The following is a 16,389-nucleotide window of genomic DNA, read 5'->3' on the forward strand; positions in this document are numbered from 1 at the left end:
CGGCAGCGACTTTCAGGACCTCTGTCCCGGCTAACGACGTTGTCAGGGCGGCAACGGTTGCGGGCCGCCGAAGCCGCTCCCAGTCAACACGCGATCGCCGCACGTAATCGACTGTAGGGCGTCGCCGCCACCCTGCGCCATATCTCGAACATCGAGGAGGCTTCGCCCTTGAGCATGCAGCGCAGGCGTGGCCAGCGCGCTCTCATCTACAAGACGACGAGCAACACCGACAACCGCGGCAACCACGTGCTCACGGCGGACGATGACGGGCCGCACCAGGTCCGCGCCGTGTTCATCCCGCAACGCAGCGCCCGCGCCGAGGTGCCCGGTCAAGCACAGATCAACGTCACCCGCATGTTGGTCAACGCCGACATCGAGGACGTGGACCTGTGGTCACGCGTCGAGTGGGCCGGGCGGATGTGGGACGTGGTCACCCCGCCCGCTCTGCACCATGGCAGCCGTCGGGTGCGGCACTGGTCGATCGACATTCGGCAGCGCCCCTGATGGCCTACATCTACAAGGGCCTCAACGGTCGCAAGATCACTGAGGTGATCGCCCGGAACGAGGGCGTACAGGCCGACCTCGAGCGCCGCACGTTCGAGATCGCCGCACGGGCCGACGCGGAGCTGGTCCGGCACCGCCAGGACGGTCACGCCGAGATCGACATCGAGAGCGGCGACATCGACTTCTACGTCATCTTGTCCGACGAGCGCGGGCAGATGGCGGCTCTGAGCATCGAGTACGGCCGCGCCGGCTACATCGACCCGCAGACGGGCGAGGAGTACGGCGAGATGGAGGGGCTGTTCATCCTGCACCACGCCTCGCGCCTGCCCAAGGACAGCCGGCCGAAGATCAAGGTGCCGCGGCTGCGCCGCAAGCGGGGCCGCCGATGAGCGGGCTGCCCGACCACATTCGCGCGATGGCGGAGCTGAGTCCCGTGGAGGACGTCATGCTGTGGCTGCTGCGCGCGGCCCTGCCCGGCGTCAGCGTCCAGTCGCTGATCTGGATCGACCAAACGTTCCCGATGGTCCTCGTGCGGCGTGCGCCGAGTTTCGGCGAATGGGCCGGCGACACCCGGTTCCTCGACTCGGCAGATGTCATCGTGCACGCCTTCTGCACCGATCCGAACGGCGATGAGGACGCGGCGATCCTGTCCGAGGCGGTACGCGTCGCCCTGCGCGATGCCTGGCTGCATCACACCGTGGTCCCGGGCCGCGGCAACCTGATCCGCGTCGAGATGACCTCGGCCCCGCGCCGGGTCACGGACTGGGCGACCGCGACCGGACCCGTGCAGTACGCCGACCTGCCTACGGGTGTGTGGCGCTACGAGACGCAGTACCGCGTCGCCATCCGCAAGCCGCGTTCCCGGCCGTTCCCCCTGCCCTGACCTGTCTTGCCCTCACCCTGTCCTCCGCGTTGAGGGCGGGGCTTTTCGGCCTGCCCTTGGAGCCCATATCAGTGCTTAATGACAACGCGACCCTCGTCATCGGGGCCGGTAATTACCTGACCTCGCCGACCGGCACCGCGCTGCCCAACGATCTGCTCGCCCCCGGCACGCCCTGGAACCCGGTTGGCCATACCAGCCTGGAGGATATCTTCGGCATCACCTCCGAGGGCGGCGAGGCGACCACGCTGGGCAGCTTGCAGAACAAGAGCTTGCGCACGAAGTACAGCGCCCGGTCGGAGACGATGACCTTCACGCTGATGCAGTTCGACGAGGACGCCCTGCGCCTGTTCTACGGTGCGAACGCGCCGACCCTGCCGAACGGGCTGATCGGCGTTCCGCAGGACCCGGTGCCGACCGTGTGCGCCTTCCTGACGATCTTCGTGGACGGCGAGAACCACTTCGCGTTCTACGCGCCGAAGGCCGAGATCTACCGGGCCGATGACCTGTCCATCTCCGACACCGAGTCTCTGGCGGGCCTGCCGCTCGGCGTCAAGCCGATGGTGCTGGGCACCAACACCTGGACCTACGCGGTCACCCCGCTCGGCGGCACGCCGGCGACCGGAGCGACCGCTGGCACGCCCGGCTCGTTCACGCCGCCCGGCTCCGCCACCCCGGCGAACCTGGCCGCGCTCGCGGACGTCGAGGCGACCCCGACCACCAGGTGGACCGCCGGTCAGTACGTGATCCTCGGCGACACGTCGAACGCGAACTGGTCGGGGACCGCCTGGGTCGCCGGCATCGCGAGCTGACCCACCCGTTCCGCCCGGCTGCGCGCGTGCTCGCGGACCTCCGCGCGCAGCCGTCGCTGCACCAGTCGGCGCACGGGTTCGAGCGCCGAGTCAGGTACGCGCCGCCGCGCAAGTCAGTTCGTCGGCGGGAGGCCGAGGCTCTCGCGGCCGGTCTCCTCAAGTTCGGTGCGTTCCTCGGGAGACATCGCTTGGTACTGCTTCCAGAACTTGTCGAGTCCTGCCGCGACCTCGTCGCCGTATGTGCTGCTTGAGGCGACCTCGCGGAGTGATATCTCGCCTTTGAGAACTGCCGTTGCCATTTCGCGCATCACCTCGCTGCCGTTCTTGGCTAGCTCGGCCAGCGTGCGCTCAATCTCCGCCGCCAGGCGACGATTACCGTGAGCGATGTCGAGGATCTCGTCAGCCATGGGCCCCAGCTCCAGTAAGCGGGTGGTCGTATCCGGCTCCGCCACCAATGGCCGGAATCGCGACGCTGTCGAGGTTGCTGAGTTCACGGTTGAGCAGCGCCCTGAACGCCAGGACAGCGGCGTTGAGGTTCTGCAGTAGCTTCGTTATTTCGCCCCAGATGCGCAGAATGTTGGCGACTTCGAGTGCTGCCACCCCGTAGCCGACACCGGCTCCGACGCCGGTCCATGAGGTGGCGGTTCCGCCGACTGCCGCGATTCCGGCGATGATGGCCGCGTCCCCTGCGGCCTTGAGTAGACCGCCGAGCGCATCCCCTGCCGCCCATACCGCGTCAGCCATGGTCTTGTAGCCGGCGGAGATTTCTCTGAAGGAGGGCCTGAGGTTGTCAATTGTGGTTGCGAAGTCGGTGAAGTATCGATACGCGGCGTCGCTTGCATTGCCGTGCCAGAGGCCATGCAGCTGCGTTGCCCCCGACTGCACATTGATGGAGAGGTCGTGAAGCGCGGATTCCACGTTGGCCATCACGGATGCCATCCGGCCAACGGCCTCCCAATCGCCGAAGACCTTGTTCTGCACTTCGGCGATGGGGTCGAACCCGAGGACGATATCGAAACCTTTCATCATCCACGACGTCGGGCTGATGTAGTCGAACCATCCGAGTTTGTTGGGCGGGTTGTCAGGGTCTGCTGGTGGAGTGAGTCGGCCGACGGGAGCCCGGGAGTCGCCGAACAATCCCGGCTGGCACATGTTGGAGGAGATCTCGTTTTCCAGTGACGTGGGGCGGGTCAAAGCACCCGGTGTAACCAGGCCGTCGAACTTCTTCGCCGAGGCCGTGTCGGTCTCTCGATAATATTTGGAGGCTGCGCGCAGTTCGGGCGCTGAGTACTCCAGCATGCAGGCGAGGCGATTGAGCGTGTTCTGCACTCCTGTCACCGTATGCTCGTGGCCTTCCCGAGCAATGGAGAATATCTCGCCACCAAGACCGGCCGTGGAGTGCTTGGTGACGTAGTTTTGGATCTCGGTTGACGCGTCGTGGGCACGGTCGATTTGCGCCGCGTACGAAACGAGCGTACTCGGCTCGACCTGCAGGCCCGTCACTTGTCGACCTGCGTCATGAGGGCCAGACCGACGATTCCGAGGATGGCCAGAACGACTGCAGAGAGCAGGAGCCAGCGCGTCAACTGCGGGTAGGGCCGGCTGGCGTATACGCCGGCACCGCAAACTCCACCGACTGCGCAGGTGAGGATCGGCACCAGCCGCGCACCGTCGGCTTCACCCCAAGCGATCATTGCGACAGCGAAGACGCCGAGCAAAATGGTGATGTTGGCAATACGGGTACGAAGATTCCAGAACGCGGACCGCTGGAGTTTCGCGATCGCCTCTTCGTACTCGGTTGCTAACGCCCTCTGCTCATCAGCAGACGGGGTACGCCGTCGGCTGCTGTCCCTGCTGTTCTTCCTGGCCACAGCGCGGAGGCTAACAGACGCTTGCTCCCGCTGGCGTCCACTAGGACATTAGTTCCCGAAGGCCGACAAGGCGCCCATGACTTCAGACTCGGTATGGGTGGACGCCGCATTGATCACGCTTCTGCCGTCATGCGTAGTTCCGAAGTCGTTGTGCCGGCTGCTGTCGATCGCTCGTGGATGCCGAGCGCTGCTCGGCATGTTCATGCGTGCCTGGCCCGGTACTCAAGCCTGTTCGCCGACGCCATTCCCCGGGTCTGAATTCGTATGCCCTTTGACCGTGGAGGTCCGCCACCCATGCCCAATCTCACCCTCGACACCATTCGCGCCGCCGCCGAAGCGAAGTACGGCTCGACCGACATCGACCTTGGTGATGGCACGGTGGTCAGGCTGCTCAACCCGCTGCGGATGGCCAAGGCCAACCGGACCGCGCTGCTCGCCACGCAGGAGAAGCTGCGTGCGGATGACGCGGACCAGGAGGAGCTGCTGTCCGAGGCGCTGACCCTGGTCGCCGAGACGCCGGCCAAGGCCAAGCGGCTGCTCGCCGCGATCGGCGGTGACCTCGCCGTGCTCGCCGAAATCTTCACCGCCTACACCGAGGGGACGCAGGCGGGGGAAGCCTCGGCCTCGCGCGACTGATCGATGACTACGGCGACGGGCTGTACCCCGACCTGCTTCACCACTACGGCGTCGACCTGACCCGAGTGATCGCAGGAGACGGGCCAGCCCCCCGCCTGGTCCTCGCGCTCGCGCAGAGGCTCCCCGACACCTCCCTGACCGCCGCTCTCGCGGCGGGCGGTAGGGAGCACTTCGGCTGGGGTGTCGACCGGCACCTGATCGCCGACCTTTACGACGCGCTGAACCAGAACACGAGGGCGACCGGCAACTGGGCCAAAGGCAAGGCGCCCGCCCTGCCGGCGTGGCCGCGCCCCAAGGCCACGGCGAGCCGGGCCGAGCAGCAGAAGCCGGTCACGGTCGCCGACCTCTACACGCGGCTCACACGACGGTAGGGGGCGCGTATGACAGGCACGATCATTGGCCGGATCGCGGTCAAGGTGATGCCCGATACCTCGGACTTCCGGGCCGCCGCTCAGCGAGACCTCGACCGGATCGAGAAGCAGCTCAGTGAGCTGAACGTCGACATCAAACTGAAGACGGCCGGGCTGGGCCGGCAGGCCGCGCAGGCTCAGCGCGACATCGAACGCGCGCTCAAGGACGTGACCGTCGCGGTCAGCCTGGACAACGAGTCGAGCGTGCGGGCCGCGGTCGGCCGGGTCCAGCGCGAGTTGGACAAGATCGATGAGACCCAGCTCTCCGTTGACCTGGACCGCGGCTCGCTGACCGCGGCGAAGGAACTGCTGACCGAGCAGCTCGCCAAGGTTGCCAAGATCGAGCTGAAGGTCGACCCGACCAGTGTCCGCTCGCTGGAACGCGCCCTCGACCAGATTGATCGTGAGATGGACAAGATCGGTGAGATCGATCTGGACGTGAACCTGAACGAGGCGGACCTGACGGCAGCCCGCGAGCTGATGGAGGAACAGCTCCAGAAGCAGATCACGGTCAAGCTGGCCACTGACAATGCCGACTACCGGCGTGTACGGCAGGAGATCGCGTCAATCCTCGACGGTATTCGGGTCAAGCCCGAGTTGGACACCGCGCAGATGGCGGCCGGGTACCGGCGCATCGAAACGTACGTCGAGCAGATCAACGACCTACGTGCCCAGATCACGCCCGAGCTGAACGACCGCCAGCGCCGCGAAGTCGAGCGGAAGATCGCCGACCTACGGGACAAGATCGACAAGGTCAGGTCTGAGATCGAGGTTGAGGTCTCCGAACCGAGCTGGCTGTCGGCGGTCGCGCGCCTCGCGGTCCTGACCCGGGATCGCGTGGTCTCGCTCATTCCCCTGGTCGACAGCAAGGCCGCGGTCGCGGCGGGCACCGCGCTGACGGCGATTTCCGGAGTGCGTGTCATCGGCGACCTGCTCAACAGGCTGTGGGACGCCTTCTCGAACCTGGACCGGATGGCACCCAAGATCGCGTCGCTTGCCCTGGCGGTTGCGGGGCTCGGCGCGACCGGGATTGCTTCGGCTTCCAGCCTGGCGTCGCTGTCCGCGTCGCTGGCCTCGATCGCGCCGGCTGCCCTGACGTTGCCCGGCATTCTGGGCGGGCTGGCGCTCGGCGTCGGTGCGACCGTCGTGGCCTTCAAGGACTTCAATCGGGTCCTTCCCGAGGTCAAGGCGCAGCTTTCCACCCTCGCCGACCAGATGTCGGGCGACTTCTGGTCGGCGGCCAACAAGCCCATCCGCACGCTCGTGGACACCCTGCTGCCGCAGTTCGCGGCCGGTATGCGGCAGGTGTCGACCGAGCTGGGTGGCTTCTTCGGGCAGCTCGCGACGGCGCTGACCGACGTGTTCGCCGGCGCCCTGCGCTCCATGTTCGCCGACCTGAGCGCCAGCATCACCATCGCGTCCCAGGCAACCGGCGACCTGGCCTCCATCATCAAGATCCTCGGCGAGACTGGCGCCGGCTACCTGCCCCGCCTCGCCCGGTGGTTCGTCGACATCACCGACAGCTTCGAGGCGTGGTTGTCCGCAGCCGCGGGCGACGGCCGGCTCCAGGCGTGGATCGACACGGCGATCACGGCGTTCACCGACCTCGGCCGCGTCGTGCTCCACCTCGGCCGCATCCTCGCCGGCATCGCGCAAGCGGCCACCGCCGCAGGCGGCTCCACCCTCGCGACCCTCGCGGACGGTCTGGCCGCGGTGGCGGACACGGTCAACAGCGCCAGCTTCCAAAGCTCCCTGGTCGGGGTGTTCGCCGCAGCGCATCAGGCGATCGACAACATCACCAGCCAGGCAGGCCCGGCGCTGACGAGGTTCTTCACCTCGCTGGCTGGCACCCTCCAGACGGTCCTGCCGGTTGCTGGGCAGGCGATCGGCACGCTGCTGTCCAGCATCGCCGACGCGCTCGCCTCGCCCGCCTTCCAGGGCGGCTTGGTCAAGCTGTTCGAGGGCATCGGCGCTGCGGTGCAGGCCCTCGCGCCTGCGTTCGGGCCGGTCGCTGCGGCGCTCGGCGCGATCGGTGGCCTGCTCGGCACGTTCCTGACCGCGCTCGCCCCGAACGTGGCGACGGTCTTCACCCTGCTGGCCAACGCCGTCACGGCCCTGGCGCCCGTGCTCGGCCAGGTGGTCACCATCCTCGGGCAGGGCCTGGCGGCAGCTTTGCAGCAAGTGGCTCCGCTGTTCGCCCGGCTCGGCCAGGCGGTCATGCAGGTGGCCTCCGGCGGGGCGTTCGACGGGCTCCTCGGCGCTGTCTCCGCGGCGGCGCCAGCGTTGCAGGGCCTGGCCCCGCTGATCGGTGACCTGCTCGTCTCCGCGGTCGAGACCCTGGCCTCGCTCCTCGGGCCGCTGGCGGGCCTGATCGCGGCGATCATCCCGCCGGTCGCGAGTCTGGCCAGCGCGGTCCTGCCGGTGCTCGGGCCGCTGCTCGAAGCGCTCGGCGCCGCCATCGGCGGCATCGTCACCGCGCTGACGCCGGTCATCGCGAAGATCCTGGAGATCGTCTCAGCGATCGTCGGGCCGCTCATCGCCGCGATCGCCCCGGTGATCACGGAGCACCTGCCGCAGTTCCAGGCCGCCATCGCGCGGCTGGCCGAGGCGTTCATGCCGCTGCTGAACATGATCAAGACGGTTGTTGACTTCCTCGTGCCGTACCTGATCCCGGCGATCAAAATGTTCGCGGACACGCTGCTCGACAACCTGATCGTCGCGATCAACCTGGTCGTCGACATCTTCACGGCCGCCGTCAAGCTGATCCAGGGCGTCTGGGACATCTTCGCGGGCGTCTTTCAGGGCGACTGGTCTCGGGTGTGGACCGGGATCAAAGAAGTGTTCGGCGCGGTGTGGGGCGCCATCGAGGCGATCCTGGTGGCCGTCTTCGACGTCATCAAGAACACCGTCGCCAACAGCACCGCCCAGGCCCGGCAAGCCTGGTCGGACGCCTGGCACGCGGTCCAAGACACGGCCGCCACGGTGTGGAACTGGCTGCGCTCCACCTGGTCTTCGGTCACCGCCGCGATCACCAGCACTGCAACCGCGGCGTGGTCGAACATCCGGTCGACCTTCTCCGGGCTGTGGAACACGATCACGAATCTGGCGTCGGCGGCCTGGACGACCCTGCGATCCATCTTCGCCAACGGCGTGGCCGACGCCGAGAACACGGTGCGCGAGCTGCCATCGCGGGCGCGGGCCGCGCTCGGGAACCTGTCCTCGATTCTCGTCAACGCCGGCATACAGCTCATCGCCGGGTTCATCGATGGCATCACCTCGATGTTCGGCGCGGTCGAGCGCAGGCTGGGCGACCTCACCAGCAGCCTCACGGCCTGGAAGGGGCCCGAATCCCTGGACAGGGTGCTGCTTGTCAACGCAGGTCAGCTCGTCATCGATGGATTCATTCGCGGGCTGGAGTCACGCTACGGCGCGGTCCGCAAGTCCCTGTCCGGGCTCACCGCGGACATCGGGTCGATGACTGTCAGCCCGCCGCAGGTCCGCGCCTTCGACGCGTCGGCTCTCGCTGCCAACGTGAGCAGCGCGCTGGCCGCCGAGACCAGCGCCGGGGGCGTGACCAAGGTACTCAACTACTACGCGGCCCCGGGATCATCGCTCGGCAGCGAGGAAGACCTCTTCGCCGCAACGGGCCGGGCCAGGATGGTGGGCTGGTAATGCCGCATCTCGTCCTCACGAACCGCACGGACACGATCAACCTCGATGACGTGGCGAACTTCGGGACCGGCGCGCAGGCCACGGCCGGCGCGACCGGGCTCGGGTTCCCCGAGGTATCGGCGCAGTGGATCGAAGGCGCGGGCGACGGCGCCACCTACCGCGGCTCGCGCCTGCGCTCGCGCAACATCGACCTGCCACTGCACCTGGTCGCCGCGGACCGGCCCCGCTTGCAGGAGCTGGTCGCCCGCCTGGAGATGATGCTCGCCTCGGGCGAGTGCACGCTGCGCTGGGTGCAGGACGACGGCACCTACTGGTCGACTAGCGTCGCCTGGCAGGGCGGGGGCGGCTGGCGGTACGGCACCGACACGACCGGCGAGCGCGACCTGTCCACGGTCATCACCCTGCGGGCCGGGTCGCCGTACTGGACCTACAGTGTGTCGTCGTCGGAGAAGATCCAGAACAGCAGCTCGGGGCGCGGCCTGCTCAACGGGCCGCTCACCAGGATGAGGGTCGCCGCGTCCCAGGCCATCGGCGAGATCCGCCTGACCAACCCGGGTACCGCGCCGGCCTATCCGGTCTGGACCGTGCAAGGGCCGGGCACCAACTTCGTCGCCCGCTCGCCCTCCGGCGCGACGCTGCGCTGGGCCGGCACGCTCACGGCCGACGAGAAACTGATCATCGACTGCCGCACCGCCACCGTGACCGACGGCACCGGCGCCAACAGGTACGGCCAGCTCGCTCCCGCGCCGAAGTTCTGGCCGGTACCGCCGGGAACGAGCGTCGCGGTCGCCTCCTTGGAGAACACGTCGACCGGCGCGCTGACCGCAACTGGCCCCGCGCTGGCGACCAACCTGGTGACGAACCCGAACCATGAGAACACCGCCGGCCTGGCCGCATCGGTGTCCACCGGCGCGCAGATCACCGCTGGGCTGGCCGGCACGACCGGAGCCCAGTACGCGCGTTGGACGACGCCCGCGAACAGCGGCACGGCCTCCTACCGGGTCGCCCGCTCCACCGCACTCTCCCGCGCGGACATCGTCGCCGATCAGACCTACACACTGCTCATCCGACTCCGTCAGATCGGTGGGAGCGCCGGCACACTGCCCATCCGCATCGCCCCGGCCACCGGCGCTCCCTGGGTCATGGCGAACATCAATACCCCCAGCATCGGGGACGCATGGACCAAGTTCCGACACACCTTCACCGCGGCTGTTGACGGCTCCGACAACAGCGACATCGGCCTGTACATCACCCTGCCCAACCCGAGCCCCACCGTCGACTCCCACCTGGACATCGACTACTGGGCGGTCATGCCCGGCGCCTACACCGGCGACTACTTCGACGGCACCACAACTGATTCCGAGGCGGGTGGCGTCTACGGCTGGACCGGCACAGCGAACGCCTCGACCTCTATTAGGCGCGCGGCGCTGGTGACCGGCCGCTCCTCGATCACATGCACGTGGCAGCCCCGAAAGCGGGTGATCATCTAAGTGAAGCTGTCGGACATCACCGTCGAGGTCCGCGACAGCGGCCTCCACCGCATCGGACAGATCCGCCCCGAGGAACTCGACCTCCAAGTGCAGGACGTCTTCAACAACGTAGGGACATGGACCCTACGACTCGCCGCGGAGCACCCCCTCGCCGGCGCGCTGCGCACCCCGGGGGCGGGGCTGATCATCACCGGCCCCGACGACGTCCTCATGACCGGACCCGTGGTGGAGCCGCGCAACGAGGCGACCGCGACCGGCACGGCCGGCACGGTCACGATCTCGGGCGTGACCGACACGGTCCTGCTCGCGGACGTCCTGGCGTACCCGCAGCCGAGCAACGGCGACCCGACCACGCAGACCATCGCCAACGACGTCCGCACCGGCCCGGCCGAGACATTGATGCACCAGTTCGTTAATGCGAACATCGGCCCGGCCGCTCCGATCGCGCGCCGTCCCGCCGGCACGCTGCTGGCCAAGATAGCGATGGGCGCTAACGGTGGACGGGGCCCGCAGACGGCCAAGTCGGCGCGGTTCCCGGTGCTGGGCAACCTGCTCGCCGAGCTGGCCAGCGTCGGCAACCTCGGCTTCCGCATGGTGCAGCGCGGCACGAGCATCATCTTCGAAACGTACGAGGTTCGCGACCGCTCCGACCTGATCCGGCTCGACATCGCCAACTCGACCCTCGCCGGCCACAAGGTGGCCATCAGCCCACCCGGCGTGACCCGCGTGCTGGTGGCCGGGCAAGACGAGGGCGTTCGCCGCCGGTTCGTACTGCGCACCAACGCGGCGGCGCAAGCCGCGGAGGTCGAATGGGGCCGCCGGATCGAGAAGTTCCTCGACCAGCGCAACACGGGCGTTGTGGCCGAGCTGGAACAGGCCGGCGACGAGGCGCTGGCCGATTCAGGATTCAGCACCCTCGCGGTGCAGGTCGTCCCGATGGAGGACTCCGCGATGCCCTACGGCACCACCTGGGGCATGGGCGACAAGGTGGCCGTCGTGGTTGAGGGCCAGGAACTGGCCACCACCGTGAGCGGTTTCGTCCTCAAGGCCAACAGCGACGGCTTCCGCGTCGGCGCGGTCCTCGGCGACGCGACCGGCTTCGACCCGCAGGCCGCACTGAGCAAACGGGTCAGCACCGTCGAAACCCGCGTCTCCTCCCTCGAGCGCAGCAGCACGACCACCCCCGCCATCATCTCCGTGCGTAACCGCGGCCTCGGACTAGCCCAACCCGGCTGGAACACGTTCATCGTGACCCTGCCCGGCGCCGCCTTCCCCACCAGCGCCTACACCGTCACCGGGCACGCTCACGAGGTGAGCGGCGGCACCGGCAGCGCCATCTTCACCACGGCCGAAATTCTGCCGATCTCCAACAACCAGTTCCGGATCAGGGTCAACAGCTCGTGGACCGCACCGCTGCCCTGCCTACTCGACTACATCGCCGTGCAGTCCACCTGACCCCGCGCAGCGGCATCGCCCGCGTTGGCGCACCCAGGGCCTGTTGCCCTGACCCCCCGTTTCCCTCGCCCCGTAGCCGCGTGCCGCGGGGCGTGTCGCATGCCCGGAGGCACCTTCCCTTGGCTATCACCGCATTCCCGTTCGATGATCAGGACACCACCGAGGCGCAGTTCTCCCAGTGGGCGCGCGAGCTTCAGGACAACGGCGTCGCCGATTCGATCGGCGGCACCGGATTGCGGGTATCCGACGGCGGCGGCATGGCCGTCCAGGTCCAGCCGGGCAGCGCCTTCTTGCGCGGCCACTTCGTCACGTCGACCGCCGTCGAGACCGTCACCATCCCGGCCGCGGGGACATCCTCCCGCGTGGACCGCGTGGTGATGCGCATCAACCCGTCAACCAACCTCGGCACGCTCGCGGTGCTGCAGGGCACGGCGGGTAGCAGCTCCGCTCCGTCCCTGACGCAGACCGACGCCGGGATCTTCGAGATCAGCCTGGGCAACGTCACCGTCCAGGCCAACGCCACCACGATCGACGCGGCGATGGTGACCGACTCCCGGCAGTTCACCGGCACCCGCGTGCGGGCCTGGTCGAACACCACCCGGCCGACCTCATCGTCGCGCCTGTACCAGATCGGATTCAACAACACGACCGCGCGCTGGGAGTTCTGGAACGGCACCGAATGGCAGGGCACGGCTTCCGTGCAGTCCGACAACGCCTCCCAGTGGGGCGGCTACGAGCTGATCGTCTCCCCGACTCAGCCGGGCGTCACTGCGCTGACCAACCGCATCTGGATTCAGCCGACCGCCTAAGGAGGCATCGCCTGTGGCAACAACGTGGGGCTCCTACGACGGGCACCTGCGGTACGGCATCGACCTGACCACCACCACACCGAGCGCATCAAGCACCACGGTCACCGTCACCGTGAAGCTCTACATCCAGGTCTCCGACGACTGGCGCTTTGACGACAATCAGACCTGGACGTTGTCCGGCCCCAGCGGCGACTCCGACTCCTTCACGAACACCCTGGAGGACGGCGAGAGCAAGCTGCTCTACAGCAAGAGCTTCTCGGCCGGGATCGACTACGACGGCGGACCGACCTACAGCTACTCGGCCAGCCTGTCCGGCGCGTACAACGGTGCGAAGCCGACTCACTCTCGGTCGATCACCCTGCCCCGGCGGCCCGCCAGCGCGCCGTCAACGCCAGGCGCGCCGACTGTCGGTTCCATCGGCTCGACCACCGCCACCGCAACATGGTCGACCCCCGCGAGCAACGGCGCCTCGCTGACCAACGTGAACGGACAGGTCTCGCGCAACTCCGCGTTCACCAGCCTCGTGACGACCTGGAGCACGGGCTGGGCCAACAGCCGCGCCCTGTCCGGCCTGCCCAAGGGGACCACCCTCTACGTCCGCATCCAGGCGAAGAACAGCGTCGGCTGGTCCGCCTGGTCCGCGGCCCGCCAATTCGAGACCCAGTCGACCGCGGCCAGCGCTCCAACGCTCGGCGCCATCACCGGGATCGGCCCGCAGTCCGCCACCCTCGCCTGGGCCGCGCCGAGCGACGACGGCGGCGAGACCATCACCGGCCACCACGTGCAGACGGCCAAGGATGCCGGCTTCACCGACGGCGCCACCACCATTAGCAGGTCCGCCTCGCCCGCGACCCTGACCGGCCTGCTGCCGGGCACGACCTACTACGTCCGGGTCCGCGCGGTGACCGCGTACGGCGCGGGCGCCTGGTCGGCGGTCAGGAGCTTCACCACGCTGTCCGGCGTCCGGATCGGCAACGGCACCGCCTGGGTGCCCGCACTGATCTACGTCGGCACCGGCACGCAATGGGTGCTCGCCACGGTCAAGGTCGGCAACGGCACAGGGTGGAGGTGACCAACCCTGCCATCGCTGGCCCTTGAAGCCCCGGTCCAGGTCGCGTTCGTGACCACGCTCGGCACCGTCCTGGTCGCCCTCATCGGTGTCGTGGTCGAGCTGCTGCGCCGCCAACACAAAGCCCTCGGCGCCGTACAGGAGCAGGTGCACAACGCCCACGGCACCAATTTGCGCGACGACCTCGACAAGGTCATCGCTGGAGTCGACCAGCTCCTCGACGGCCAGGACCGCCACGACCAGCTCTTGCGCGAGCACGCCCGCGACATCGGCGGCCTTCGCGCTGAGCTGCGCCACGAACGCGCGGAACGCCTCGCCGTGGAGCGGCGCCTGGACGCGCTGACGACCCGCGAGCGCTAACCACCCCACACCGACCACCCACGGCCCTGCCTTCCGCGTGAAGGCGGGGCCTTCCTCATCTCTGGAGGCACCCCACCGTGGCCCCGAACCCGAACCCGGCCCGCATCACCGACGCCATGTGGTGGCTGTGGGAGCAGCTGCACGCCCTCGAACCCCGCGACACCGAGCTGGGCGGCATCTACGCGCGCAAGCCCGGCTACCACAACACGCGGGCGGGTAACGCCGCTAACAACTACTCCGTCCGTGATGCGGTCGACAAGCGCGGTCCGGCAGACAAGGCGGCGGCGCTGGACTGGACGTTCAAGAGCGCGCAGCGCGGCGACTACCGCACCATCGCGAAGTACATGAGCCGGATCATCGCGTCCGGCAGGGACAAGCGCGATCCCCGCCTCGATGGCTGGCGTGACATCTACGGCCAGGCCGACAAGGACCGGCACGTCGAAGGCTGGGACTGCCGCTACGACCGCGACATCACCAGCGACGACTCCCACCTGTGGCACATCCACTTCTCCGAGAGCCGCGAGCGTGTGACCAGCCGGGCCAACAAGGACGCCCTGCTGAGCGTGCTCAAGGGCGAGTCGTTGGACGCCTGGCTCAAGCGCACCGGCGCCAAGCCGAAGCCGCCGGCGCCGAAGGGCACGTGGTGCAAGGGCGCATACCGGCCCGAGCTGCGGCGCGGCTCCGCAGGCGAGCACGTGAAGTTTCTCCAGGCGATGATCGGCTCGCCGGTCGATGGCGACTTCGGCCCGGCCACCGAGGCGCGGGTGCGCTGGTACCAGAAGCTGCGTGGCATCGCCGTGGACGGCATCGCCGGCCGGCGCACCTGGACCGAGATCAACAAGATGTAGTCGCGTCACACATAGCACGGTCGGGCGGCCACGGGGGAAGCCGTCCGACCGTGCGTTGCCAGCTAACCACGCTCCGCGGTGGAGCGAAAGCCCTGTAGTGCAAGCAAATAGGAGAATGTATTCGTGTCCGACAAGGGACAGTCACCGGGCCGCGCCGACGCGCGGCGGCGCACCCTCCGCACCGCCTTCCAGGCGGCCATCTCGGCGGCGAGCGTCCTGCTCGTCGCCATCCCCGTCGCCTCCGCTGTGCTGCATGAGCACCTGTCCGCCAGTCACTACGCGGCCTATGTGGCCGTTGCTGGCGCCGTCACTGCGGGAGCGACACTCATCACACGACTCATGGCACTTCCGGCCGTGACCGGCTGGATCGACACCTACCTTCCATGGCTCTCGACCGGCAGCCCACTCACTGACAGTGATGATCTCGGCGCCTCCGACACCGAGTAGCGCTGCTTGAACGCGGCATCCGGCGCGCTTCTGTCGCCGCGTTCATTCGCCGGCCTCTCGGCGTTTCAGCGCTTCGATCTCCTGCAAAGTGACGACACGGGTGCGTGATCGGCGCCGCTTGCGCGCAGGCGCAGGTGTTCTGTTTCCTTTCTTAACCAACTCGACACCTAACTCGAACAGGTGTTCGAGTGGCGCACCGTGTTCGGCGCATAGCGATACGGTCGCGGACCGAGCCCCACACATGACGGTGTACGTCTTCGCGGGTCGAGATGCGTCCTGGCATACCCCACATACCGCCGCCACCGCTTGCATCCACGCTCCCCTTGCTCTGTAGTGAGAGTGGTGAATCCGCGTACCCGGGCAAGCCTTGACCAGCCCGCATCACGTAGGCTTCACTACACTTACACGTTAGTTGTGCGGCATAACGCTGGACAACTCTGACCCACCTGCGTGGTCCGAGATGACCCCACGCAGGTCTGGTCGGCAGTGTGATTCGCCGCTAGCCGGCGGGCTCGTTGGACGGCAGAGTCCTGGCTTGACCTGGTCAAATGGAGCGCGTGGAGGGGTGCGATGGTCGCCAAGACCAAGATCGTCAACATGGAAGAGGTGAAGACCTGGATGGACGAGGGTCGCACCTACCAATGGATGGTCGACGAGTACCTGCGCAAGTACGACATCCAGACGAACCCGAGCATGTGGGGCAACGTGCGTCGGCGCCTCGCCCTTGACCGGCGGACCACGCAGAACGACGCCCTCATTCCCTGGCGCCTCAACGAGGAGCATCGCGGCGAATACGCGGTCCATCTATTGCGCATGGAAGCGCGTCGCCGTGAAGGAAAAGAACTCCGCCCGCAGGATCTGGCGGCGCTCACCAAGTGGCTGGAATGGCTCGACCACGAGAATCTGGTCCTTCATTACGACCCCGAAACAAAAGAGGGGCTCTTCTACATTCCGCGCGAGGCGCGCGACACTGACATCATTCGCGCTCCGCAGCGAGCCACTGGCAAGCGACAGGCAACGCCGTCCTGACCCTCGCCACTGTGCGTGATCGGTGGCCACGGTGGACAGTCGAGCCGGTCGGCACTCGGCCAGGTCGGCGTGTTCGAACACCCGGTAACAACCCGCC

At 67.8% G+C, this 16,389-nt stretch carries 18 protein-coding genes; 15 read left to right on the forward strand and 3 right to left on the reverse strand.

What is annotated here, in order from left to right; all coding sequences use genetic code 11:
• Positions 1–174: 174 nt before the first annotated feature.
• From AB0B58_RS23900 to AB0B58_RS23915, 4 genes are all read left to right on the forward strand, one after another.
• Complete coding sequence (locus AB0B58_RS23900) at positions 175–504, forward strand: phage head-tail adapter protein (RefSeq protein ID WP_360228064.1); 330 nt, start codon at positions 175–177, stop codon at positions 502–504.
• Positions 504–893, forward strand: coding sequence for a DUF5403 family protein (locus tag AB0B58_RS23905; RefSeq protein ID WP_360227442.1), 390 nt, complete (start codon positions 504–506; stop codon positions 891–893). Before AB0B58_RS23900 ends, AB0B58_RS23905 begins: the two co-directional genes overlap by 1 nt.
• 26 nt (positions 894–919) lie before the next feature.
• Entirely contained in the window at positions 920–1,387 is a 468-nt protein-coding gene (locus AB0B58_RS23910) for a hypothetical protein (RefSeq protein WP_360227445.1), read from the forward strand.
• A gap of 71 nt (positions 1,388–1,458) precedes the next feature.
• Entirely contained in the window at positions 1,459–2,196 is a 738-nt protein-coding gene (locus AB0B58_RS23915) for a hypothetical protein (RefSeq protein WP_360227448.1), read from the forward strand.
• Positions 2,197–2,309: 113 nt separating this feature from the next.
• On the opposite strand, the gene AB0B58_RS23920 is transcribed toward AB0B58_RS23915, so the two are convergent.
• From AB0B58_RS23920 to AB0B58_RS23930, 3 genes are read right to left on the reverse strand one after another with little or no spacing between them, the layout of a single operon-like run.
• The gene (locus AB0B58_RS23920; protein WP_360227451.1) at positions 2,310–2,603 is read right to left on the reverse strand and encodes a hypothetical protein; all 294 of its coding nucleotides are present in this window, start codon (positions 2,601–2,603) and stop codon (positions 2,310–2,312) included.
• Positions 2,596–3,699, reverse strand: coding sequence for a WXG100 family type VII secretion target (locus AB0B58_RS23925; RefSeq protein WP_360227454.1), 1,104 nt, complete (start codon positions 3,697–3,699; stop codon positions 2,596–2,598). The genes AB0B58_RS23920 and AB0B58_RS23925 overlap by 8 nt, the downstream gene beginning before the upstream one ends.
• A complete protein-coding gene (locus tag AB0B58_RS23930) occupies positions 3,696–4,067 on the reverse strand; it encodes a hypothetical protein (RefSeq protein WP_360227457.1) in 372 nt (123 codons plus the stop codon). Before AB0B58_RS23930 ends, AB0B58_RS23925 begins: the two co-directional genes overlap by 4 nt.
• Before the next feature lie 294 nt (positions 4,068–4,361).
• Between AB0B58_RS23930 and AB0B58_RS23935 the strand changes: the two genes are divergently transcribed.
• From AB0B58_RS23935 to AB0B58_RS23985, 11 genes are all read left to right on the forward strand, one after another.
• On the forward strand, positions 4,362–4,703 hold the full coding sequence (locus AB0B58_RS23935; RefSeq protein WP_360227460.1) for a phage tail assembly protein: 342 nt from the start codon (positions 4,362–4,364) through the stop codon (positions 4,701–4,703).
• A 65-nt stretch (positions 4,704–4,768) separates the two neighbouring features.
• Positions 4,769–5,074, forward strand: a complete 306-nt coding sequence (locus AB0B58_RS23940) for a hypothetical protein (RefSeq protein ID WP_360227463.1) — start codon at positions 4,769–4,771, stop codon at positions 5,072–5,074.
• 9 nt (positions 5,075–5,083) lie between these two features.
• Positions 5,084–8,785 (forward strand): hypothetical protein, encoded by a 3,702-nt coding sequence (locus AB0B58_RS23945; protein WP_360227466.1) that lies wholly within the window; start codon positions 5,084–5,086, stop codon positions 8,783–8,785.
• A complete protein-coding gene (locus AB0B58_RS23950) occupies positions 8,785–10,275 on the forward strand; it encodes a hypothetical protein (RefSeq protein ID WP_360227469.1) in 1,491 nt (496 codons plus the stop codon). The genes AB0B58_RS23945 and AB0B58_RS23950 overlap by 1 nt, the downstream gene beginning before the upstream one ends.
• Positions 10,276–11,730: a siphovirus ReqiPepy6 Gp37-like family protein gene (locus tag AB0B58_RS23955; protein WP_360227472.1), complete on the forward strand. Its 1,455-nt coding sequence runs from the start codon at positions 10,276–10,278 to the stop codon at positions 11,728–11,730.
• Positions 11,731–11,849: 119 nt separating this feature from the next.
• Entirely contained in the window at positions 11,850–12,539 is a 690-nt protein-coding gene (locus tag AB0B58_RS23960) for a hypothetical protein (protein ID WP_360227475.1), read from the forward strand.
• Positions 12,540–12,552: 13 nt separating this feature from the next.
• Positions 12,553–13,611 carry a fibronectin type III domain-containing protein gene (locus AB0B58_RS23965; protein WP_360227478.1) on the forward strand — a complete coding sequence of 353 codons (1,059 nt, stop codon included), beginning with the start codon at positions 12,553–12,555 and terminating at the stop codon, positions 13,609–13,611.
• 48 nt (positions 13,612–13,659) lie between these two features.
• A complete protein-coding gene (locus tag AB0B58_RS23970; RefSeq protein ID WP_360227481.1) occupies positions 13,660–13,968 on the forward strand; it encodes a DUF2746 domain-containing protein in 309 nt (102 codons plus the stop codon).
• Between the two features lie 77 nt (positions 13,969–14,045).
• A complete protein-coding gene (locus AB0B58_RS23975; protein ID WP_360227484.1) occupies positions 14,046–14,816 on the forward strand; it encodes a peptidoglycan-binding domain-containing protein in 771 nt (256 codons plus the stop codon).
• Between the two features lie 123 nt (positions 14,817–14,939).
• Positions 14,940–15,263, forward strand: a complete 324-nt coding sequence (locus AB0B58_RS23980) for a hypothetical protein (RefSeq protein WP_360227487.1) — start codon at positions 14,940–14,942, stop codon at positions 15,261–15,263.
• 570 nt (positions 15,264–15,833) lie between these two features.
• Positions 15,834–16,292: a hypothetical protein gene (locus AB0B58_RS23985; RefSeq protein ID WP_360227490.1), complete on the forward strand. Its 459-nt coding sequence runs from the start codon at positions 15,834–15,836 to the stop codon at positions 16,290–16,292.
• The last annotated feature ends 97 nt before the right edge of the window (positions 16,293–16,389 follow it).

It is taken from the genome of Actinoplanes sp. NPDC049118 (assembly GCF_040648555.1).
In the GTDB taxonomy this organism is placed as follows: domain Bacteria; phylum Actinomycetota; class Actinomycetes; order Mycobacteriales; family Micromonosporaceae; genus Actinoplanes.